13 protein-coding genes and 1 tRNA gene are annotated in these 22,170 nt (G+C 69.4%); 5 read left to right on the plus strand and 9 right to left on the minus strand.

Annotation, left to right across the window (positions count from 1 at the left end; genetic code table 11):
* Positions 1-229 precede the first annotated feature (229 nt).
* A complete protein-coding gene (locus MicroSTF_RS05205; protein WP_322954070.1) occupies positions 230-1,432 on the plus strand; it encodes an aminotransferase class I/II-fold pyridoxal phosphate-dependent enzyme in 1,203 nt (400 codons plus the stop codon).
* Between the two features lie 7 nt (positions 1,433-1,439).
* On the opposite strand, the gene MicroSTF_RS05210 is transcribed toward MicroSTF_RS05205, so the two are convergent.
* Positions 1,440-2,291: a carbon-nitrogen hydrolase family protein gene (locus MicroSTF_RS05210; protein WP_167254499.1), complete on the minus strand. Its 852-nt coding sequence runs from the start codon at positions 2,289-2,291 to the stop codon at positions 1,440-1,442.
* 95 nt (positions 2,292-2,386) lie between these two features.
* On the opposite strand from MicroSTF_RS05210, the gene MicroSTF_RS05215 reads away from it, so the two are divergent.
* Positions 2,387-2,460, plus strand: a tRNA-Met gene (locus MicroSTF_RS05215).
* A gap of 106 nt (positions 2,461-2,566) precedes the next feature.
* On the opposite strand, the gene MicroSTF_RS05220 is transcribed toward MicroSTF_RS05215, so the two are convergent.
* Both MicroSTF_RS05220 and MicroSTF_RS05225 read right to left on the minus strand, forming a co-directional pair.
* The gene (locus tag MicroSTF_RS05220; protein WP_021200357.1) at positions 2,567-2,974 is read right to left on the minus strand and encodes an arsenate reductase ArsC; all 408 of its coding nucleotides are present in this window, start codon (positions 2,972-2,974) and stop codon (positions 2,567-2,569) included.
* A complete protein-coding gene (locus tag MicroSTF_RS05225) occupies positions 2,971-4,338 on the minus strand; it encodes an FAD-dependent oxidoreductase (RefSeq protein ID WP_081859739.1) in 1,368 nt (455 codons plus the stop codon). The genes MicroSTF_RS05220 and MicroSTF_RS05225 overlap by 4 nt, the downstream gene beginning before the upstream one ends.
* A gap of 83 nt (positions 4,339-4,421) precedes the next feature.
* Between MicroSTF_RS05225 and MicroSTF_RS05230 the strand changes: the two genes are divergently transcribed.
* Entirely contained in the window at positions 4,422-4,766 is a 345-nt protein-coding gene (locus MicroSTF_RS05230) for an ArsR/SmtB family transcription factor (RefSeq protein ID WP_315069226.1), read from the plus strand.
* Positions 4,767-4,839: 73 nt separating this feature from the next.
* Here MicroSTF_RS05230 and MicroSTF_RS05235 read toward each other — a convergent pair whose 3' ends face one another.
* Both MicroSTF_RS05235 and MicroSTF_RS05240 read right to left on the minus strand, forming a co-directional pair.
* Positions 4,840-7,752 carry a UPF0182 family protein gene (locus MicroSTF_RS05235; RefSeq protein WP_029260315.1) on the minus strand — a complete coding sequence of 971 codons (2,913 nt, stop codon included), beginning with the start codon at positions 7,750-7,752 and terminating at the stop codon, positions 4,840-4,842.
* Positions 7,753-7,829: 77 nt separating this feature from the next.
* Positions 7,830-8,921: a PDZ domain-containing protein gene (locus tag MicroSTF_RS05240; RefSeq protein ID WP_315069231.1), complete on the minus strand. Its 1,092-nt coding sequence runs from the start codon at positions 8,919-8,921 to the stop codon at positions 7,830-7,832.
* A gap of 118 nt (positions 8,922-9,039) precedes the next feature.
* On the opposite strand from MicroSTF_RS05240, the gene MicroSTF_RS05245 reads away from it, so the two are divergent.
* A complete protein-coding gene (locus MicroSTF_RS05245) occupies positions 9,040-10,449 on the plus strand; it encodes a zinc-dependent metalloprotease (RefSeq protein WP_021199639.1) in 1,410 nt (469 codons plus the stop codon).
* Positions 10,450-11,276: 827 nt separating this feature from the next.
* On the opposite strand, the gene MicroSTF_RS05250 is transcribed toward MicroSTF_RS05245, so the two are convergent.
* Positions 11,277-12,998, minus strand: a complete 1,722-nt coding sequence (locus MicroSTF_RS05250; protein ID WP_322954076.1) for an ATP-dependent helicase — start codon at positions 12,996-12,998, stop codon at positions 11,277-11,279.
* Positions 12,995-13,876 carry an NAD(+) diphosphatase gene (gene nudC / locus MicroSTF_RS05255; RefSeq protein ID WP_322954078.1) on the minus strand — a complete coding sequence of 294 codons (882 nt, stop codon included), beginning with the start codon at positions 13,874-13,876 and terminating at the stop codon, positions 12,995-12,997. The genes MicroSTF_RS05250 and nudC overlap by 4 nt, the downstream gene beginning before the upstream one ends.
* A 64-nt stretch (positions 13,877-13,940) precedes the next feature.
* Between nudC and MicroSTF_RS05260 the strand changes: the two genes are divergently transcribed.
* A complete protein-coding gene (locus MicroSTF_RS05260; protein WP_036331448.1) occupies positions 13,941-15,314 on the plus strand; it encodes a hypothetical protein in 1,374 nt (457 codons plus the stop codon).
* Here MicroSTF_RS05260 and MicroSTF_RS05265 read toward each other — a convergent pair.
* A complete protein-coding gene (locus MicroSTF_RS05265; protein WP_051668000.1) occupies positions 15,260-18,799 on the minus strand; it encodes an ATP-dependent DNA helicase in 3,540 nt (1,179 codons plus the stop codon). The two genes, MicroSTF_RS05260 and MicroSTF_RS05265, sit on opposite strands and share 55 nt — an antisense overlap.
* Positions 18,796-22,017 (minus strand): ATP-dependent DNA helicase, encoded by a 3,222-nt coding sequence (locus MicroSTF_RS05270; protein WP_322954082.1) that lies wholly within the window; start codon positions 22,015-22,017, stop codon positions 18,796-18,798. Before MicroSTF_RS05270 ends, MicroSTF_RS05265 begins: the two co-directional genes overlap by 4 nt.
* Positions 22,018-22,170: the final 153 nt, after the last annotated feature.

A 22,170-nucleotide genomic window follows, 5' to 3' on the forward strand; every position in this document is an offset into this window, starting at 1 on the left:
GCGGGCGCCGGTGTGGCGTTGTCAGCGGCGGCATCCGTCGCCGACTGAGCGGCGACCTCTGCGGCCTCGGTGGACGGCACGGCGTCGTTCGACGCGGGTGCCGACTGGTCCTGGGGGTTGTCTTCGTTCATGGTGTGTGCTCCTTCGACGACCATTTCAGAATGACGCCTGTATCTGTGCGTTCCTTATGCCGAAGATGAGTTTCAGCTATGGCCTTAGCCTGTTCTTCATGAGTGTCATTCCCGGCGCATGGCGTCGTACAGCAGCGGGTGCAGGTCTGCTCGCTGCGGACGGAACCGTCGCGCCCACCATCTTCGCAGAGATGTCGGCAGCAGCGGCCCGAACCGGAGCGATCAATCTCGGTCAGGGTTTCCCCGACGAGGACGGTCCCGCAGCGGTGCTGGAGGCGGCGCGACAGGCCATCGCAGATGGAGCGAACCAATATCCTCCCGGACGCGGAACCTCGGATCTCCTCGACGCCATCAGCACTCATCAGCGTCGCTTCTACGGGTTGACCGTCGATCCCACACGCGAGGTGATCGTGACGGCCGGGGCGACCGAAGCGCTGACCGCGACCCTGCTGGCGCTGATCGACGGCCCGGACGACGAGGTGGTCGTGTTCGAGCCGTACTACGACTCCTACGCCGCGGCCGTGGCTCTCGCGGGGGCGCGCCTTCGCACCGTCCCGCTGCGGGCCCCGGACTTCCAGCCCGACCTCGACCGACTCGCGGCAGCGGTGACCGACCGCACCAGGATCATCCTGGTCAACGACCCGCACAACCCCACGGGCGCGGTGTTCGGACGCGAGGTTCTCAGCGAGGTGGTGCGTCTGGCGGAGAGGCACGACGCGATCATCGTCACCGACGAGGTGTACGAGCACCTGGCCTTCCATGCGCCGCACACGCCGATCGCGACCCTCCCCGGAGCGGCCGAGCGCACACTGACCATCTCGTCCGCCGGCAAGACCTTCTCCACGACGGGATGGAAGATCGGCTGGGTGCACGGGCCGGCCGCGCTCATCACGGCCGTGCTGACGGTGAAGCAGTACCTCACGTACGTGAACGGCTCCCCGTTCCAGCCTGCCATCGCTGTGGGGCTGCGGATGGACGACGCGTACTTCGCGGATGCGGCCGCCGCGCTCGCGCGAAAGCACGAGATCCTCGGAGCCGGGTTGAGGGAGGCCGGATTCACCGTGCACGCCCCGCAGGGCGGCTACTTCACCGTCGCCGATGCGACCGCACTGGGCGGCGCGGACGCCGCAGCGTTCTGCCGCACTCTGCCCGAACGCGCGGGCGTCGTCGCGATCCCGCTCACGGCCTTCGTCTCCGAGGCGCACCGGGGCGAGTACTCGGGCCTGGTGCGCTTCGCGGCCTGCAAGCGCGTCGACGTGCTCGAAGAGGCAGCTGCGCGTCTCGCAGGCTTCTCCGCCTGACCGCGGATCAGGAGGGAGCCCCGGGGGCGACCGCTCCGCCGGGGACGGTGTCATGCGGCACGACCGCGTAGCGCCGCACCCGCAGCGACGGGTTGGTCGCCCGCACGCGCGCGATCGTCTCCCCCTCCACCACGGCGACCGCGATCCCGGGAGCAGTGCCCACACCGGCGAGGATCACGCCCTGCGGATCGATGACCTGCGAATGTCCAACGCCGATCGGAGTCGGGTGGTCCGCGGCGATCACATAGACGGTGTTCTCGATCGCACGGGCGGCGAGCAGCGTGGTCCAGTGATGCTCCTTGAGCGGTCCTCTGACCCACTCCGCCGGCACGACGAGGGCGTCGGTCTGCGCATCGACGAGCGAACGGGCCACCTCGGGGAAGCGGAGGTCGTAGCAGGTCATGAGTCCGAAGCGCAGACCGCCGAGGTCGAAGGTGGCCGCTGGGCCCAGCTCACCCGGTTCGACCCAGTCGGACTCCCGCTGCCCGAATGCGTCGTACAGATGCTGCTTGCGGTACACGGCGAGTATGCCGTCGCCGCGCACCGCCACGACGGAGTTCCGCACCCGCTCACCGTCCGCGGCCCGCTCCGCGAGACCGGCGACGATCACGACGGCGTACTCGGCGGCCAGAGCGGCCAAGGTCGCGACGAACTCCCCATCGAGGTCCTCGGCGTTCGCCGCGAGGCTCTCGTCCAGAGGATCGACGAAGTAGCTCGAGTACTCCGGGAACACGACCAGCTTCGCACCACGTGCGGCGGCATCGGCCGTCAATTCGGCGATCCGCTCGCGGTTGTCGGCTCGGGATGCGGTGGGCGCGAACTGGCACACGGCGACGGGGACGGCTGCGATCTCGGACATGACTCCATCCTCTCGCATCGACACGCCCGCGACGTCGCCCCGATGCCCTCTCGATTCGACCGACTCCGGAATCCGTGATAAGTTTCTTCTTGTGCCGCGGGGTGGAGCAGTTCGGTAGCTCGCCGGGCTCATAACCCGGAGGTCGCAGGTTCAAATCCTGTCCCCGCAACAAATGAAAGGCCCTCTGACTCGGAGAAATCCAGGTCAGGGGGCCTTTCGCTTTGCTTCGCGTGCGACGCACTCGATCGGATTCGATCGAGTGCGTCGCACCCGGCTCAGATCAGGTCGGCCACCAGACGTTCGATCCGGGCGCGGATGTCGTCCCTGATCGGTCGCACGGCGTCGATCCCCTGTCCGGCAGGATCGTCGAGCTCCCAGTCCTCGTAGCGCTTTCCCGGGAAGAACGGGCAGGCATCGCCACAGCCCATCGTGATCACGACATCGGAGGCCTGCACGGCTTCGGTGGTCAGCACCTTGGGCGATTCCGCCGTGATGTCGACACCGAGCTCGGCCATGGCTTCCACCGCGACCGGGTTGATCTGATCCGCGGGCAGGGAACCGGCAGAGCGCACGTCGATCCGATCCCCCGCGATGTCACGCAGGAAACCCGCGGCCATCTGCGAGCGGCCGGCGTTGTGCACGCAGACGAAGAGGACGGAGGGCTTGACGGGTACGTCGGTCATCGGATGCTCCTCGCGGGCGTGCTGTCGGAATTCTCTGCGGCGTGATCGGCGGTTGCCGGAATCAACTCCATTCTCGCCCGAACCGTGCCGACCTGGACGAGGGGATTCCCACAGCAGCTGCCGCCTTCGCCATCGAAGTCACCCGATCCCCCGCAGACACCCGTCGCAGGCAGGGTGAGCTGCGTGCTCCGCGCGGCGATCAGGTCGCCCGCGAGCTGTGCGGCGACGCTGCGTGCCTGCTCGAATCCCGTGAGCGCCAGGAATGTGGGCGCACGCCCGTAGCTCTTCGCGCCGATGATGTAGAAATCGTCTTCCGGCTGGGTGAGCTCGGCCGCCCCTGTCGCCCCGACCGACCCGCAGGAGTGGAGGTTCGGGTCGATGTCCGCGGCGATGCCGGCCACCGCCTCCAGAGTGGGGTCCCATGCCACACGCACCTCCGAGAGCATGCCGAGGTCGGGACGGAATCCCGTCAAGGCGAACACGTGCGAGACGCCCCTCACCGCACCTCCGCTGTCCGCAATGATCGTGAGACCCTCTTCGTCCGCGCGGAACTCCGCGACGCGGAACCCCTGGATGACATCGACGAGACCGGACTCGATGACTTTTCGAGCCCGCGCGCCCAACGCCGCGCGCTCGGGAAGCGCATCGCCCGTTGCGCCACCGAGCAGGCGGGACGCCGCCTTTCCCCGGCGCATCAGCCACGAGACCCGTGTACCGGGGTGTCGTCGCGCCAACGCGGTCAGACGCAGCACGGTGTGCGTGGCCGAGTGCCCGGACCCGATGACGACCACGTGCCGCCCGGCCTGGGCCGTGACATCATCCGGAATCCGGTAGGAGATATGCGAGGCGAAGCCTGTCTCGCCGATCGCGGGGAGCCCCTCGGCTCCGGCCGGATTGGGGCGCCCCCAGGTACCGCTCGCATCGACGACGGCACGTGCACCGATCCGGAGTTCTTCGCCATCCGAGCCGATCGCATGAACGACGAAGGGCTGTCCTGCGCGACCGCTCTCGACCACACGGTCCCGCCCCTTGCGCGCGACGCCGGTGACCGTCGTCGAGTAGCGGACCCGCTCCCCCAGCACCTCAGCGAGGGGCGCGAGATACCGCACGATCCACTCCGCGCCGGTCGGATACCCGTCCGTCGGAGCGGTCCATCCCGAGGGTTCCAGCAGGCGACGGGAGGCCGCATCGGTCAGCTCGGGCCAGCGGGAGAACAAGCGCACGTGCCCCCACTCGGAGACCGCGGTGGCGGGGCCCGACCCACGTTCCAACACGATCACATCGCACCCGCGCTCGGTGAGGTGTGCGGCGACGGCCAGCCCCTGGGGGCCTGCGCCGATGACGACGACGGGAAGCTCGGACATCACGTTCCTTACATTGATGAACTTCGATATGACCACAGTGCGTGATCTATCGATGTTTGTCAATACGTGGGTAGCATGGCCCTATGACCATCCCTGCCACGATCGACGCCGGCACCTCCTGCTGCGTACCGCGCATCACCTCGACCATCAGCACCGAGGAGGCCGAGAAGGTGGCGCGCGTGTTCAAGGCGCTGGGAGATCCGACCCGCGTGCGTCTGCTCTCCCTCATCGCCGCCGGTGACGGCGGGGAGGCGTGCATCTGCGATCTCACGGAGCCCGTCGGGCTCTCTCAGGGCACCGTTTCCCACCACATGAAGCTCCTCTCCGACGCGGGACTCGTCAGGCGCGAGCAGCGTGGACGTTGGGCGTACTACTCCCTCGACGTCGAGGCCATCGACGCCGCCTCCGCCGCACTTCGGCCCGCCTGACCGAGGAAGGTCCACCGGAGAGACGCGAATGGGCGCCCCCGGAGGGACGCCCATTCGATGCGGATGTCTCGAATCAGTTGCCTGCGGCGGAGTCGAGCTCGATCAGCTTCTGCACCGCTGCGGTGAGACGCTCGTCCGCCTCGGCGAACTTCGCGAGGTCTCCCGCCTTCAGTGCCGTCTCACGGTCGACCAAGGCAGACTGCGCAGCCGCGAGCGCCTCCGCCTCGGCCCCCGTGGGCTGCGTGGGCTCCGTCGTCGGCACCTCGCCGGTATCGGGCACTTGAGCGTCCGGATCGGGTTCGACCGTGTCATCGCCGCCGGTTGCACCGGAGTCACCGCCGAAGAGGGTATCGAGGGCTTCGGTGAGCGTGTTCTCGAAAGCCACGCGGTCACCGAAGGCGACCAGCACCTTCTGCAGTCGAGGCAGCTGCGTCCCCTCGGACGACTGCACGTACACGGGCTGCACGTAGAGCAGACCACCACCGACGGGCAGTGTCAGCAGGTTGCCGTAGATGACCTCGGACTCCCCCTGCTGCAGCAGGTTGAGCTGAGGCACCACGGACGTGTCCGAGTTGTAGGTGTTCTGCACCTGACCGGGGCCGGGGACGGTCGTGTCGGTGTCGATCTCGAGCATGCGCAGCTGGCCGTAACCCTCTGCCTTCTTGCCCTTCTCCGAGCCGGCGTCCGAATCGACCGCGAGGTAGCCCATCAGCACGTCACGGCTTCCACCCGCGCCCTGCGAGTTCGGGATGAACGTCGAGAACATCGAGAATCTCGGAGTGTCCTGCCCCGGCATCTGCATGGTCAGGTAATACGGCGGCTGCAGCATCGATTCGCTGCGCGGGTCGTTCGGCGTCTGCCACCGGTTGTCCTGCTGTGCGAACGATCCGGCCTTGTCGACGTGGTAGACCCCGAGGATGTCACGCTGCACCTTGAACAGGTCGGTCGGGTAGCGCACGTGGCTCATGAGCTCGCCGGACATCTCGCTGATCGGCTTCACCGTCGACGGGTAGACCTTCTGCCAGGTCTTCAGCACCGGGTCCTCGTCGTCCCACGCGTAGAGCGTCACGGAGCCGTCGTAGGCGTCGACCGTCGCCTTGACCGAGTTGCGGATGTAGTTGATGTCGTCGATGGCGAGCGTCGGCGACGGGATGTTGGAGTCGGCGATCGCATCCGACAGGCTCACGCTCGTCGAGTACGGGTACGTCTGACTCGTGGTGTAGCCGTCGACGATCCAGACGATGCGGCCGTCCACCACGCTCGGGTACGGGTCGCTGTCGAGCTCGAGGTACGGCGCCACCTTCTGGACGCGCGTCTTGGGATCGCGGTCGTAGAGGATCTGCGAGTCCTCGTTCACCAGGTTCGAGAACAGGATCTGCTCGGACTGGAACTTCAGCGCGTAGAGGAGCTTCGTGAACGTGTCACCGATCTTCGGACCACCGTTCCCCTCGAACGTGGTCTTCGTCTCGCTCGAGCCGTCCTTGCCGCGCGGGTAGTCGATCTCCGCAGGCTCCGACCCCTCGGGGGCGCCGACGATCGAGTACTCGGGCGAGTTCTCGCCGAAGTACACGCGCGGCTCGAAGTTCTCGCGGTCCGACAGGAACCCAGAGGTGGGGATGCCGCGCTCGAGGAACACCGGTTCGCCGTCCGTGGTGCGCTGGTTTCCGGCGGCTGCGACGAGGCCGTAGCCGTGGGTGTAGACCGCGACGCGGTTGTTCCAGTTGTCGCCGTCGCCGAGTCCGGACATGTCGAGGTCGCGCACGGAAACCACGGTGTCCTGCATCTTCCCGTCGATCTCGTACCGGTCGACGTCCATCGTCGTCTGGAACTGGTAGTACCCGCGGTACTGCTCGAGCTGGCGTACCGTCGGCGGGATGACCTTCGGGTCCATGATGCGCGTCGAGGCGGTGGTCTCGGCGTCGGCGCGCAGCTGCCCCGCCTCTGCGTCGGTCTTGGCGGCGAAGGGCGTGGTCTCGAGGTCCGCGACCCCGTACGCCTCCTTCGTGCCGTCGATGTTCCGCTGGTAGTACTCGGCCTGGTAGGCGTTCTGGTTCGGCTTCACCTGGAAGGTGGTGACCACCCACGGGTATCCCACGCCGACGACGAGCGACGCCACGATGAGCAGCGCCGTCGCGGCCAGCGGGAAGCGCCAGCGGCCGATGACGGCGGTGACGAAGAAGAGGATCGCGACGACGGCGGCGATGATCGCGAGGATGGCAAGACCCGGGATCGTCGCGTTCACGCCCGTGTACGCCGCGCCCGTGATGCGGTCGTCGGGCTCGACGAGCGTCTTGTACTGATCGAGCCAGAGGCTCGCCGCCTGCACCAGCAGGTAGAGGCCCGCGATGACCGCGAGCTGGATGCGTGCGGGCTTCGAGATGCGCAGCTCACCCTGGCCGATGCGCACCGAGCCGTACAGGTACGACACGAGGGCGGTGACCAGGAGCGAGAGCAGCAGAACGGCCGAGATGAAGGCGAGCAGGATCGTGTAGAACGGCATCGCGAACATGTAGAAGCCGGTGTCGATGCCGAACTGCGGGTCGACGTCGGACGTCGCCACACCGTTGGCCCAGAGCCAGACGGTCTTCCACTGCCCCGCGGCCGCGAAGCCGGCGAACAGTCCGAAGAAGATGGGCATGCCCCACATCGCCAGGCGACGCAGCGGTTCGATGACCTCCTGGTACCGATCCAGCTGCGAGCTGAGTCGCACGTACACCGGACGCAGGCGATACGCGAGTTGGATGACGACGAACAGCGGAACGGCCATCCCGAGGAAGCCGACCACGAACATCACCGCCGTGGCGATCCACTGCGTCGTGAGGACGCCGGTGAAGCCCACCTGGTCGAACCAGAGGAACTCGGTGTACAGGGAGGCGAACACGAAGAACACCGCGATCAAGGCGGCGATGATCACCAGGGAGATGCCGAGAATGCGTCGTGAGGTTCGAGGCGTGGCCGGGTTCGGAGCTGAAGGCGAGGAGGTCACCCCACCATCCTAGGCATCGCTCACTGTGGGCAGGCTGTCATCCCGGTCACGGCGAGGTCACGGCCGCACGTGTGCGCTCAGCTCCCGGCGCGTTCGCAGGTCGGAAGAGCGGCGACGTCTCCGTCGTCCGCGATGACCTCGAGCGCGGCGAGAGACTCGTCGAGCGTCGCGGTGCGGATGACCTGGAGCCCGTCCGGCACATGCCCGACGACCTCATCGCAATTGGCCTCGGGAGCGAGGAAGTACTCGGCACCCGCGTCCCTGGCACCGTAGAGCTTCTGCCGGATGCCGCCGATAGGCCCGACGGTGCCGGCCGCGTCGATCGTGCCGGTACCGGCCACGTCCTTCCCGCCGTTGAGCTCGCCCTCGGTCAGCGTGTCGATGATGCCCAGCGCGAACATCATCCCGGCGCTGGGGCCGCCGACGTTGTCGAGCTGGATCGTGACGTCGATCTCGAAGTCGTAGTCGGTGCGGAGCGTGATGCCGATGAGCCACAGGGTCGCGTCGCCCTCGGTGTGCCTCTCCGGAGTGATCTCAACGGTCTGCTCGGCTCCGGCGCGCAGCACGGTGAGCTGCACGGGGGCTCCCTCGGCGGCCTGGATCGCCTCGCGCAGCTGCGTCGCAGAGGTGACCGGCGTGCCGTCGATCGCGGTGATCACATCGTCGGCTTCGAGGATGCCGGCGGCCGGGGAGTCGGCGACGGCGTCGACGACGACGACCTGAGCACCGGTGTCGTATCCGAGCTCGTTCAGCGCAGCGGCCGTCGCCTCGTGCTGCGAGTCCACCATCAGCGTGGCGTTGCGCTCGTCGCGCTGCTCACTCGTCACCCCCTGCGGGAACACCGTGTCGAGCGGGACGACCGCCTTGGACGAGTCCATCCACGCCAGTGCCAGCTCGAACCAGCTCGGTGTGCGCTCGCGGTTGCCGACGACCTGGACCGTCGTGAGGTCCAGAGTGCCCGCGGTCTCGAAGGTCTCGGCGCCCTCGACGCTGATCAGCGGAACCTGCTCGCCGTCCGCTCCCTCCGCAGTGCCGAGGGTGTCGTACACCGGGCCCGGCCGCTGGATCACGTAGGGCGACGGCAGGAACGTCAGCACGACCAGGGCGATGAGCGCGACGATCAGCGCCCAGACTCCGAGTCCGAGCTTCCCAGACCGCGTTCGATCCACTGCATTCCTCCGTCGTTCGCGAGCGGCGTACACCGATCTGCCCGCATCGGGTTCGCGCGCAGAAACCTGTGACTAGCGTAGAGGCCACGGCAACAGAAGTGCTGAGAGGGCGAGCGACATGGCAGACAACGACCCGACACCCGAGGACTTCCAGGAATTCCTGCGGAAGATGCTCTCGAATCAGGGCGGCGGGGACATCGACCCCGAAGCGCTCCGGGGCGCCTTCGAGGGGATGGACGGCTTCACACTCGATCCCGCGATGATGCAGACGATCATGTCGCAGCTGCAGGGCGCCTTCGGTGGCGATCCCTGGGAGAACGCGCTGCGCCAGGCCCTGTTCATCGCCAACCGCGACGGGCAGGGTGTGACCGACGGTTCACGCACCTCGCTCGCCGATTCCTTCGCGCTGGCGAATCTGTGGCTCGGCGAGGCGACGACGATCTCGGAGCTCTCCGAGACACCGACAGCGATGACCCGCGGCGAGTGGGTCGAGAAGACGCTGCCGGTGTGGAAGGAGATCGCCGACCCGGTGTCGACGAGCATCGCGGACGCGCTGACCTCCGCCCTGGACACGCAGGTGCCGGAGGAGATGCGCGACGTCGTCCAGGGGGCAGGCAAGCTGATGCGAGGCCTGGGCGGCTCGGTGTTCGCCGCGCAGTTCGGTCAGGTGCTCGGCAACCTCTCGCTCGAGGTGGTCTCCGGAGGCGATGTCGGCATCCCCGTGCTCCCCGCGGGGACGGCGGCCGTCATCCCGCAGAACCTCACCGCGTTCGGCGAAGGTCTCGAGATCCCCGAAGACCAGATCGCGCTCTACCTCGCCACCCGCGAGCTCGCGTACGCGCGGCTCTACCGGCACGCGAAGTGGCTCCACCTGCACGTGATGGCGCAGATCACCGACTTCGCGCGCGGAGTCACCGTCGATGTGGACGCGCTGGAAGACGTGGCCAGCCGCCTCGATCCCTCCGACCCCGAGGAACTGCGCGCGGCGATCGAGGGCGGCGCTCTCCTCCCCGTGCAGAGCGAGGCGCAGCGCGAGGCGCTCACCCGACTCGAGAACCTCATCGCGACGATCGACGGCTGGGTGGACGTGGTGACAGCCGAGGCGACCTCGCGGCTGCCCGACGGTGCCCGCATCGCGGAAGCCGCTCGACGCCGACGCGCCGTCGGCGGTCCTGCGGAAGACGCACTCGGCGCACTGGTCGGGCTCAAGCTGCGCCCCCGACGCATACGCGAAGCCTCCGCGATGTGGCAGGCGGTGACCGACGCCGTCGGCATCAGCGGACGCGACTCGCTGTGGGACTACCCCGACCTGATGCCGACGGCCGAGGACATCGACGACCCGAGCGGACTCGTCGCCCGGCTGCAGGCGGCTGAGCGTGGCGAACAGCCGGTGGCCGACGAGTTCGATGAAGCACTGGCCCGCCTGCTCGACGGCGACGACTTCTCGGCCGACGAGCCCGCAGCGGGAACCACGGATGAAGCGGACGGAGACGGCGACGCGGCCCCGGAGGGCGACCGACCGGTCTGAGGCAGGGTGCGGGCGTCCGAGGATGCCCGCACCTCTCCTCCCCCGCTCGACGAACGTCGGCGAGTTGTCCACGGATGCCCGGTTGCGGCCCCGCGATGCCGCCATCCTCTGCACAATCGGAGAGATGCCGCTCACCCCTCCGCTCCTCACACGTCTGCACCCGAGCTCTCCCCTGCTGTGGCGCGACGAGCACACCCTTCAGCTCGGAGATGACGGCGGCCTGCGCATCGATGCGGAGGACCCCTGGGTGGAACCGCTTCTCAGCCGGTTGCGCTCCGGTTTCCGGCGGGGTTCCTTCGACGTGATCGCGCACGCGGCCGGCGCTCCGCGGGAGGCGGCACGCACACTCCTCGCGCGTCTCGACGACGTGCTCCTCGACGATGTCGCTGCGGCACGCCCTGCCTGGGTCGAGAACATCGGCATCGCCGACGGCCGGAGCGAGTACCGGATGCGCGAGGCGCTCTCCGACGAAGGCATCGAACTCGTGGAGATCGGTCACCGGCCCGGCGTGGCCATCGTGCTCGTGAACGGCGTGTCCGCGGCACTGCAGTTCGCCCGCTACCTGCGCGAGGACGTCGCGCACCTACCGGTCGCGTTCGACCCCGGCCGCGTGACCGTCGGGCCGCTCGTGGTCCCCGGTGTGTCCGCCTGTCTCGCGTGTCGCGACGCCCATGCCCGAGACCTCGACCCGGCCTGGCCACTGCTGCACACGCAGATGATCGGTCGTGATCCGGGCCCGATCCGCGCCGCGCAGGTCGCTGAAGCCGGGCGGCTCGCCGCGCTGCTCCTCGCCGACGACGAAGGTGCGTCCGGGAGGATGGTGCGGATCAGCGCGGACGGTTCCCGCGAGTGGCGTCCGGTGTCGTTTCACGAAGAATGCCGGTGCCGCGGCCCGTGGTCCCCATCTCAGCGAGGAACCGCGACGGAGAGCGTTCCCCCCGACCCGCCGATCTCGACCACGACAGCGCCAGCGTACGGGCGGCGCGCGTGACGCCCACGTAGGCCAGTCGCCGCTCCTCGTCGATCGCCTCGAACGTCGTCGCATACGAGATCGGCAGCGATCCCTCCGCCCATCCGGCGAGGTACACGTGCGGCCACTCCAGCCCCTTGGCGGCATGCAGGGTCGACAGCGTGACGGTGCGCATGGTCGGCTCGTGCTGGTCCTTCGCCCGCGCCATCAGCGCGTCGCTGAAGCTTCGCAGATCCGCCTCGGGCCCCGCCTCCTCCGCGAGCCGGAGGATGGCACGTCGCGCCTCCCATCCGCTGCGCTGCGCTCCCCCTGCCGCCGGCGGCTCCTCTGTGAGACCGAGCTCGCGAAGCACCCGCTCCACCCCGGGGAGGAAGCCCTGCTCGCTGGGAGCCACGGCGGCGGCCCGGAGCGCGAGGATCGCCTGACGAACCTCCGGCATGGCGAAGAAGCGTGTGCCGCCCAGCACCGACGTCGCGATGCCCTCGGCCGCGAGCGCCTGCTGCAGAACCGCGGACTGCACGTGCGCCCGGTAGAGGACTGCGATCTCCGAGGGGGAGGCACCCGCCTCGATGCGGGCGGAGATGGCCGCAGCGATCCCCGCGGCCTCCTCACCCTCGGTGTCGTAGGCGGTGATGGTCGGCGCATCCGCGGTGAACTGCTCCCGGGCCGGCACGAGCTCCAACGCGCCGGGGCGGCCGTGCATCAGGGCGTTGGCTGCGGTGAGGATCGGCGGTTGCGAACGGTAGTTCGTCTCCAGCCGCACGACCGTCGCGTCCGGGTGGCGGCGCTCGAACTCGAGCAGGAACCGCTGCTCGGCCCCCGCGAACGAATAGATGGTCTGGCTGGCATCACCGACCACGCAGATGTCGTGGCGATCGCCCAGCCAGAGCTCGAGCAGCCGGTTCTGCAACGGCGAGACGTCTTGGAACTCGTCGACCGTGAAGTGCCGGTACTGCTCGTGGACGGATGCGGCGACCCGGGGCTCCGCCTCCAGCATGCCCGCGCAGGCGAGGAGCACGTCTTCGAAGTCGAGCTGACGACGATCGTCCTTCAGCGCTTCGTAGCCCCGCATCAGTTCGATGAGCTCGCCCGCATCGACACCGCTGATCGGACGCCCGAGTGCCGCGTACTGGTCGATCGACAGCATCGAGACCTTGCGCCACTCGATCTCGGAGGCGATGTCGCGCAGCGTGGCCGTGCTGGGACGGAGGCGTATCGCGTCGGCGGCCTGCCCCAGCATCCGCACCTTGTTGTCGATGATCGAGGGCGCCGGGGAACCGGCCAGCGTGGGCCAGAAGAAGTTCAGCTGAGCGAGTGCTGTCGCGTGGAAGGTGCGGGCAGCCACACCCTCGACTCCGAGAGCACGCAGGCGACCGCGGAGCTCGCCCGCAGCCTTGGCGGTGAACGTGACGGCCATGACACGCGAAGGCGAATAGGCGCCGGTGTCGACGCCGTGCGCGATGCGATGCGTGATCACCCGTGTCTTTCCGGTCCCGGCACCGGCGAGCACGGCGACGGGTCCCCGCAGCACGGATGCCGCTGCCCGCTGCCGCTCATCGAGGGCATCGAGTGCGCTCACGCGTGGTCCTCGTACCATTCGACGATCAGGGCACGGGCGATGGATGCCGGGCCCGGAAGGCCCACAGGCCCGTCTCCGGCGAGTGCGGAGCCGATCTCCGCGCGCGTGAACCAGCGCACCTCGATGATCTCTTCCCCGTCCGGGCGTGCAGCGGACTCGTCGTCGACCACGGCCCGGAAGCCCACCATGAGCGAGCGCGGGAACGGCCAGGCCTGGGACGAGACGTACCGCAGGGCGGACAGCCGCACGCCCGACTCCTCCTCGATCTCGCGATACGCGGTCGATTCGAGGGACTCCCCGGCCTCCGTGAAGCCCGCGAAGCACGAGAACATCCGACCGCCCCAGTTCGCGTTGGCGCCGAGCAGGAGGCGCTCGCCGTCCCGGCTCTCGACGGCGACGATCACCGCTGGGTCCGTGCGCGGGAAATGCTGGCGCCCGCACACGAGGCAGCGCCGCGACCATCCGCCTTGCTGAAGTCGCGTCGCTCCACCGCACGCAGGGCAGAACGGGGCATCGCGCAGCCATCCCGCGAGGGCGATCGCGCCGATCAGGAGCTCGGACTCCTGCCCGTCGAGGCGTCCACCGAGATCACGGAGGCCGAGCCAGATCTCGTCCGGGGCCGTGTCGAGTGCGTCGTTCTCCGGCGGGGCGGCGGCGAGGAGCATCACGGTGCCGTCGACATCGCGGCCGAGGAGAGCCCAGGTCGCCTCGACGACCGCATCCGGTGCGACGCGCAGCAGCGCGGAATCGACGACCCGGACACGTCCCTCACGCACGACGATGACGCGGGTCGCCGGGTCGGCGCGCAGACGATCGAGCACATCCGGCTCCTCGCGGAGTTCGGCTGCACGGTCGAGGGACGGGCGCTGAATGGTCATCGACTCCCTCTTTCACGGGCGTGGCGGAGGCGGGACCGCCCCTGAGCCGACCTACCCTGGGGGCATGGGACGCTCTCCTTTCACTCTAGCCGCGGCAGTGACCGCCGCACTGCCCGGGGCGGAGGTCACGGGTGCCCGCGGTCTGAGCGCGGACGGCGACGGTCGATTCGACTCCGCCATCGCCTCGCTGGCGGACGGCCGTGAACTCGCGATCCGCGTCGCGGACGACGACGAGACGGCGCGCGAACTCGCCGCCGAAGCCCTCGCTCTTCGCGCGCTCACCGACGGCGCCCGCGCCATGCTGCCGTTCCGCGCGCCCGCCTACATCGGGGAGACGCGCATCGGCGAGGGTCGCGCGCTCGTCACCGAGCTCCTCCCCGGCTTCCAGATCGAGGCGGCCCTGGTGCCCGCGGGGCGCGGTGCCGCGCCGTCGATGGGAGCCGCGATCGCCGCCGTGCACGGCCTTCCCACCTCGGTCGTCCGGGGCGCAGGACTCGGAACCCGCACCGCCGAGGAGAGCCGCGCCGAATTGGAGCGCCTGATCGACACCGCGGCGGCCACCGGGCGCGTGCCGGCACGTCTCACGGTGCGGTGGCGCGATGCCGTCGCCGACGACGACCTCTGGCGCTTCGAGTCCACCGTGGTCCTCGGAGGCGTGCAGTCGACCTCGTTCCTGTTCGACGACGATCCGGAGCGCGGGCCCGAAGTGGTCGGCCTCGTCGGTTGGCATGGGCTCGCGGTGGGAGACCCGGCGGTCGACCTCTCCTGGCTCTCCGCAGCTCCCGATGCGTCAGACGACGTCCACGCCGCGTATGCCCGCGCCGTCGACCGTGCCCCCGATCCCGGCCTCGAGGTGCGAGCCCGCCTGCTCGCCGAACTCGAGTTCGCACGCTGGCTCGTGCACGGCGACTCCATGCATCGGCCGGACATCGTCGACGATGCCGCCGCACTGCTCGATGCTCTCGCCGAGGGCCTGCGAACGGACGACCTCAGCATCATCGATGCCCGCGCTGCCGGCGTCGACTCCGCCATGGACGCGCTCGACCGCGTGCCCCGGGATGCCGTCGCCGAGGTCGACACCTCCATGCACACCGATGCCTACAACCCCGAAGAACTGTGGATCGAAGTCCCGGAGGAGGCGGAGTCGTCGCCGCAGGACACGGAGTCACTGGAACCGGTGCGCACCATCGACACCGGACGCACGACCGACCGGGACCAGGACGACAGCGCTCACCGCACCGAGATGCTCAGTGTCGAGACCGAGGATCTCTCCGAGGCTCGGAGCATCTTCGCGGGTACCCGTGGTTCCGAGCCCCGCGAACAGACACGTCCTTCCGCATCGGACGCTGCGGCCGAGTACGACGAGTCCGACTCGGACGAAGCTCAGCGTGCGGCGCGGGCAGCGCTCCAGCGCTGGAAGAGCTCTTCCTCCGAGTAGACACGGTCGCCACGGATGATCAGGTCGTCCGCGACGTAGTACAGCGCGACGTCGATCTCCTCCAGAGGCACGTCGAAGCGCCGATGGTACGCCAGACGGTAGAGCGCCAGCTGCAGCATCCGCTCCTCGCGCTCGTCTGCCGTTCGCGGAGCCTTCCCGGTCTTCCAATCCACGATCTCGATGCGTCCACCACGGTCGGCACGTCGGTAGACGGCATCGAGCTTGCAGATGACGATGTGCGATCCTGCCACCTCCGACGAGGGAAGTCCGGCGCCGAGGGCGAAGTCGATCTCGATCTCGACGGCGATCGGCTGCAGTCCTCCCCATTCGCTGCGCTCGAAGGTCGCCTGCAGAGCGGCGAGATCGGCGGCATCTGCGGTCGCTGCCGCCCCCTCCCGCGTCTCCACCGTCGCCTGCGCGGGTTCCGACGCGATCTCATCCTCGTCGAGCTCCCAGAGGGCCTCATCCGGGCGGCTGCCGACACCGACCAGCTCCGAACGCTGTTCCACCCAGGCGTGGAACAGCGTGCCGAGCCGGGTCTGCCGGTACGGTCGCTCGGGCATGGGTCTGACGATCGAGGAGAGCGTGCCGGAGAAGTCGGTGACGTAGTCCTTGAATCGCGATGCCGGGACGCGCGTCGGGGCGTCCGCGTCGGTTCCGCGCTGCCGCGCCGCACGCTCGGCCAGCAGGCGGGCGAGCTCCACCGACGGTTCCGCCGTCCCGCTGCGGGCGGCGTCATCCACGGCCGCGGCCGCCGCGGACACGACCTCTCGTCGTGCCCCCAACGGGTCGAGGGGCCACCGCAGCGTCGAACCGGGGCCGTCATAGGGGTTGTCGTCGGGGTCGACCGCCTCGACCTCGTCGAGCCCCTGCACCCCGATGGCCTCGACCAGATAGGGGCTCGGGGTGCGCGGAGACTTCTGTCCTGCCCAATGCGCACCGCTGAGAAGCAGATCGGTGCGCGCGCGGGTGACCGCGACGTACGCCAGACGCCGCTCCTCCTGCTGCTGATAGGTCCGGTAGGCATCCTTGAAGCGTTTGATCGCGCCGCCCCGGGGATTCGCCTTCGTCGCACCACCGGACAGTGAGGCCTGCGCGAGCTTCTGGCGCTTGACGGGGTCGGCCTCGTCACCCATCGCCTCGACCGGATCCCACTCGAATCGGGGCAGCGCGTCGCGGTCACCGCGCAGAGCAAACGGAACAACTCCGAAGCCGAACCAGCCGGAGGTGTCGGAGACCCGGCTGGGAAGCTCGTCGACCACGAGCCGCACCACGGCGACCGCGTCCCATTCCAGTCCCTTCGACCCATGGATCGTCAGCAGCTGCACGACTCCGGCCTCCGGCGGCTCGGGCCGGGGCATGAGCTCGTCGGTGCTCTCGGCCTTGTCGAGCCACGCGAGCAGACTGCCGATGCTCCCCCGCTCGTCCGCCGCGAGGAAGGCTCGTACCTCATCGGCGAAGGCCCGCAGCTGGGTCGCGGCGACACGGGCCGGGCCTCTGGTCTCGTTGGCCGCCAACTCGATGTCCAGCCGCAGTTCGAGCTCGACCAGCCGGATCAGCTCGGGGATCGGCTGGGAGGACGCGCGGCGCAGTCGCTCGAGCATCTCCCCCGCCGCACGCACCCTCGCCCTGCCATCGGGCGTGATGGACTCGAGGAGCCGATAGTCGTCGCGCACCGCCCGCACCACGTCGACCGCGTCGATGATCGAGACCGCCTCGTCGGCACCCCGCGAGGAACGCAGCCGCGCGCGCACCTCCTCGGGCAACGGAGCCATGGCGGGGTCGCGCTCGGAGAGTGTGCGCCCGAGGTCGTAGAGCGCCGCCATGTCGGCAACGCCGACACCGAAACGAGGACCCGTGAGAAGGCGGATGAGCGCCGACCCCGCGGTGGGGTCGTGCACCACGCGCAGCGTCGACACGACGTCGACCACCTCGGGCGTCGCCAGCAGACCGCCGAGGCCGAGGATGCGGTGCGGGATGCCACGCGCCGCGAGCGCGGCGGCGAACGTCTGCATGTGGCGTTTCGAACGGAACAGGATAGCTCCGGTGTGCGGCTTCGCGCCCGGGGACTCACCGGCGCTGCGGGCGTCGTGCGCGGCACGGCGCTCGGCGAACCATTCCGCCACGGCGGATGCCTCTTCGTCGACCGTGAACGGGTACTCGATGGTCACGGTGCCTTCCCCGGCGCCGGGGCGCGGTTCGAGCGGCGGCACGTCGAGCCCCGGGCGTTGCAGGGGTTCGAGCACGCGGTTCGCGATCCCGAGGATGCCTCGATCATTGCGCCAGCTGGTCATGAGGCTGTAGGTCTGCGCCGCTGTGGTGCTCGAGAACGTGCGGGAGAAGGCGTAGAGGTTGTCGGCGCTCGCACCTCGCCAACCGTAGATCGACTGATGCGGGTCGCCCACGGCCATCACCGCGGAGTCGCGGAACAGCTCGGCGAGGAAGCGGGTCTGGATGACCGACGTGTCCTGGTACTCGTCGAGCAGCACGACACGGTGCTGCTCGCGCAGTTCGGCCCGTACGTCGGGAGCCGATTCGACGATGTCGTAGGCCCCGCCCACCTGGTCGGCGAAGTCGAGCACGCCTCGGCGCTGTTTCTCGGCGATGTAGTCGCGCACGAGGCGGGTCAGCGTCGGCAGACTGAGCAGGTTCACCGCCGCCTTCTCGACGTCGGCGTTGCCCCGATAGGGCTCGAACGCGAGTGCCTGATCGCGGGCGATGTGCTCGGCACGGTCGAGGTCGACGCGGTGGTCGAGGGCATCGCCGGCGAGCCTCTGCACAGCGTCGATGACCGTGCCGAGCGCGAAATCGATGTTCTCCAGCTCGGGGAGGTCGCTGCGGAGCACCACTTCGCGTGCCAGCATCCAGGAGGCGGCCTGGCTGAGCATCGCCACGTCGGGGTCCCGTCCGATGCGCGCCGCGTGCTCACGGACGATGCCGTCGGCGAAGGCGTTGTAGGTCGAGACGCGCGGCCGGATCATCAGGTCTTCCGCAGCACGAGGGGTCACCGGATCCCATCCCGTTCCGCGGTGCGCAGCGAGTTCGTCGAGCACGTGCGCGCGCACCAGCTCACGCTGTCGGCCCGGCACGGCCTCGTCGACCCTCCGAAGTGACCCGTCCGCCACGATCTCGGGCAGATGCGGGAGGAGCCCCCGGCGTCCGTACTCGTCGATGACCGCGAGCCGATGGGCGATCCGTTCCGCGAGCTCTCCTGCGGCTTTGCGCGTGAAGGTGAGGCCGAGGATCTCGTCGCGGCGGACGTGCCCGTTGGCCACGAGCCAGACCACCCGCCCCGACATCGTCTCGGTCTTACCGCTTCCTGCTCCGGCGACGACCAGGGCAGGCTCCGGCGGCGCTTCGATCACCCTCTGCTGTGCGGGTGTCGGCGACGGTTGCCCCAGCGCAGCCGCGATGTCTGTGGCGGAGATGCCCGCACCGCCGCTCCACCCTGCTCCGCTCCGCTCCGGTCCGCTCACGCCCGTCATGAGCTCACCGCCGGCACCGTGTGGATGCGGCAGGGGTGCACCCGGCGCTGCGTGTCCGCACAGTGCGACTCGACCTGCGCGGTGAAGCTGGATGCCGACATGCCGCGAGCCGCATCCGACACGCGCTTCAGGAACGCCGTTCGCGACTCATCGTCGAGCGTGTGCTGATGGGCGATGCGGTAGTCGCTCCTGGCGAGTGTCTTGGAGACGATCACGAGTCGAGCGCCGGCCAGCGACGACGACGGCGCCCCCTCGATCAGTCCCTGCTGGACCGCCACCTGATAGGCGGCCAGCTGCGCGTGCTCGATCACACCGGAGTCGGATTCGGGATCATTCTTCCCCGTCTTCAGATCGACCACGACCGTCGGGCCGTCAGGACCGCCCGACATCGGCTCCCAGCCGCGGCCTCGAGCTGCCGGATGCTCGCCGGCGCCCGGCGGGTAGGCTTCCACACGGTCGATGTAGCCGTGGATGATCGCCTTGTGCGCCCGGTCCTCCCCCACCGCGTGCACCGTCGGCGCGATCTCCTCGTCGGTCGCGGGAGCCACGTCGACGGCGAAGCGGAACTCGACCTCACTGCCGATGACGCGCCCTCCCTCCCGGCGCACGTCGCCCAGGTAGGTGTGCAGCCGATCGACGAGCAGATCGGCACGACGTCGTTCCTTGCGCCCGATCCACTCGGTCTCGAAATCGAGCTCCGGCCAGTGCTCGGCCACGATCTCCCGCATCCGCTCGAGATCTCCTTCGGGTACCCGCTCCATCGCCTCGTGCACGATCGTGCCGATGCCGGCGGTCGGCGGCATCACGGTGTCGCCGCCGAGCGCCGAGACGACCCAGTTGAGGCCGCATTCCTCGTAGGACTCCATCTTCGAGGGCGATACCCGGGCTCCGGTGACGGCGAGATCGCGCAGCGGCGCCTGCGTCGATGGCGGGGTGATCCCGTACCACTCCGCCGGGTCGGCTCCAGGGACGCCTTCGCGAGCGAGGACGGCGAGCTGTGCCGCGGCGGCACGGCGCACGGGCTCGGAGACCGTCGTCGTGAGCATGCGTCGGTGCCGCGCGACGAGTCCGCGCAGGGTGAGCGGGTGCTCCGCCGAGGCATGCCGCTCGGGTGGTTCCGGCGCAGGCAGGAAGCCGAAGAACGGGCTGGGCGTGAGGTCGTCGTCGTCCACCGCCGTGATCAGGAGACGACCGCGTGCACGCGACACAGCGCGCACGAAGAGCCGGAGCTCATCGTGCAGTGCCGCACGTCGACGGTCGAGGACCCCTGGCGCCTCGATGGAGATCCCCGTGCGGGCGGCCTGGATCGCATCCGGCAGACGCCAGGTCTGCAGCAGACCGCCACGCAGCCGCACGTTCGGCCAGATGCCGTCCTGCACGCCGGCGACCACGACCGCGTCGAACTCCGTGCCGAGGGCGGTGGCGGGGGTCAGCAGCGTGACCTTCCCCGGCCGGTCGGGAGTCGACAGCGAATCCTCCGGAACCTCGCTGTCGAGGATGTCGCGCACGAAGACCTCGGGCCTCTCGTTCGGCGTGCGCTCGACGAAGCGCTTCGCGGCGTCGAACAGAGAGACCAGCGCATCGAGCGAACGAGCCGTCTCCGCTCCCGTCGGCAGCAGCGAGATCTCGCGCCAGGCGACCTGCAGCCGCCGGCCGTCGACGGCCCGAGCCTGATCCCAGACCCGCCACAGCAGGTCGTGGATCGTCTCCCCCGCCGCCGCGCCGCGGGAGAGCGCTTCGATCGTCTCGGCGAACCGTTCGGCCGTGCGCGATTCCGGAGCGTCGATCAGCGTGAGGTGCGCAGGATTCGCCATCGCCCGGCGCAGCAGTTCGCGTGCAGGCGTCGATCCTCCCTGCTCGAGTTCGACGTGTCGGAGGCGCGCACGCAGTCGCCGCAGCCCGATCGCGTCCATCCCTCCGAAGGGGGTGCGCAGCGCCTCCTCGAGTGCGGGCGACGTGCGCTCTTCGACCGGGGTGAGTGCCAGACGCACGATGCCGACGATGTCGCGTACGATCCCCTCGCTGCCGAGCGGGCGCTGCACACCGGCCGCTCGTGTCGGGATCTCCCTGGCGGCGAGTTCGGTCTCGAGTGCGGTGACCTGCCGGGTGTCGTGGGCGATGACCGCCATCCGGTCCCAGCGGATGCCGTCGGAGAGGTGCCACTCGCGCATGACGCCGGCGATGCGATCGAGCTCCTCATAGGGGGAAGGAGCAACGAACGTCGCGACTCCGGCTTCGACCTCTTCGGCGGTCACCGGCACCGGAGCGCGCCGGTGCTCGACCCGTCCGGACACGCCGATCGCCTGCGTCACGGTGCGGGTGAGCGCCGTGAGCGCCGGACGCTGGCGGTGCGGCCCGTCGAGCACGTGCACGTCTCCCAGCACGCCGGCCAGCTGCGCGAACAGCTCGGGGCTGGCTCCACGGAACGACCCGGATGAGATGTCGGGATCGCCGAAGGCGTGCACGGCGATCCCGCGGCTGCGCAAGGCCGTCACGACGGCGATCCCACCGCGGGTGAGCTCCTGCGCGTCATCGATGAGCACCACGCGCAAGGGAGCGAGCGGGCCGAGGGTGTTCGTGTCTGCCGTATGCAGGATGGTGCTCGCCTCGCTGAGCAGATCAGCGGCGTCGCGGTGCGCCGAGCGGAGCGCGTCGAGGACCATGCGGTACTCGACGAGGAACTCCGCCGTCGCCACCCACACCTCGTTTCCCGAGGCCCGGAGTTCCGCGGCGTCGACGCCGATCTCGGTGCACTCGGCGAGGAAGGCACGCAGCTCGGAGCGGAACCCCTTCGAGGCGCGCACGGAAGGGCTCAGCGCGTCGGGCCACCGGATGCGCCCGTCTTCCGCATCTCCGGCGAGCAGTTCGGCGATGATGCGGTCCTGATCGGCACCGGTCAGCAGCGCCGGCGGTTCGGCTCCTTCTCGCACCATCGCTCCACGGACGAGCTGGAAGGCGAAGGAACCGAGCGATCTGGCCAACGGTCCCGGCGTCGCCTGACCGATGCGCACGCCGATCCGATCGCGCAGAGCCGTCGCCGCCTGGCGGTTCGGGGTGAGGGCGAGAACCTGTTCGGGGCGCAGCCCCTCGACGTCGAGCAGGTGCACGACACGCTCGATGAGGGTGCGCGTCTTGCCCGTTCCCGGCGCGCCGATGACGACGCCGGATGCCGACGGCTCTGCGGCGATCACAGCGCGCTGAGCGGTATCGGGTGTCATGACCTCCACGCTATCCGGACGTGCGGACATCGCAGCCCGCACCCGCCAGGCACGTCCGGGGTCGCAGTCGTCCGCGCTGTGCGCTCACGGCGAAACCGGTCCCCGCGGCCGATCCTGCCCGGTGCCCGCGGGGTAGAGTTGGCGCAGTCCCCG

The organism is Microbacterium sp. STF-2 (genome assembly GCF_034650155.1).
Classification (GTDB): domain Bacteria; phylum Actinomycetota; class Actinomycetes; order Actinomycetales; family Microbacteriaceae; genus Microbacterium; species Microbacterium maritypicum_A.

Coding starts and splice junctions, on each gene's coding strand:
- MicroSTF_RS05205 (WP_322954070.1), top strand. CDS start 230: ATGAGTGTCATTCCCGGCGCATGGCGTCGTACAGCAGCGGGTGCAGGT.
- MicroSTF_RS05210 (WP_167254499.1), bottom strand. CDS start 2,291: ATGTCCGAGATCGCAGCCGTCCCCGTCGCCGTGTGCCAGTTCGCGCCC.
- MicroSTF_RS05220 (WP_021200357.1), bottom strand. CDS start 2,974: ATGACCGACGTACCCGTCAAGCCCTCCGTCCTCTTCGTCTGCGTGCAC.
- MicroSTF_RS05225 (WP_081859739.1), bottom strand. CDS start 4,338: ATGTCCGAGCTTCCCGTCGTCGTCATCGGCGCAGGCCCCCAGGGGCTG.
- MicroSTF_RS05230 (WP_315069226.1), top strand. CDS start 4,422: ATGACCATCCCTGCCACGATCGACGCCGGCACCTCCTGCTGCGTACCG.
- MicroSTF_RS05245 (WP_021199639.1), top strand. CDS start 9,040: ATGGCAGACAACGACCCGACACCCGAGGACTTCCAGGAATTCCTGCGG.
- nudC (WP_322954078.1), bottom strand. CDS start 13,876: ATGACCATTCAGCGCCCGTCCCTCGACCGTGCAGCCGAACTCCGCGAG.
- MicroSTF_RS05260 (WP_036331448.1), top strand. CDS start 13,941: ATGGGACGCTCTCCTTTCACTCTAGCCGCGGCAGTGACCGCCGCACTG.
- MicroSTF_RS05265 (WP_051668000.1), bottom strand. CDS start 18,799: ATGACGGGCGTGAGCGGACCGGAGCGGAGCGGAGCAGGGTGGAGCGGC.
- MicroSTF_RS05270 (WP_322954082.1), bottom strand. CDS start 22,017: ATGACACCCGATACCGCTCAGCGCGCTGTGATCGCCGCAGAGCCGTCG.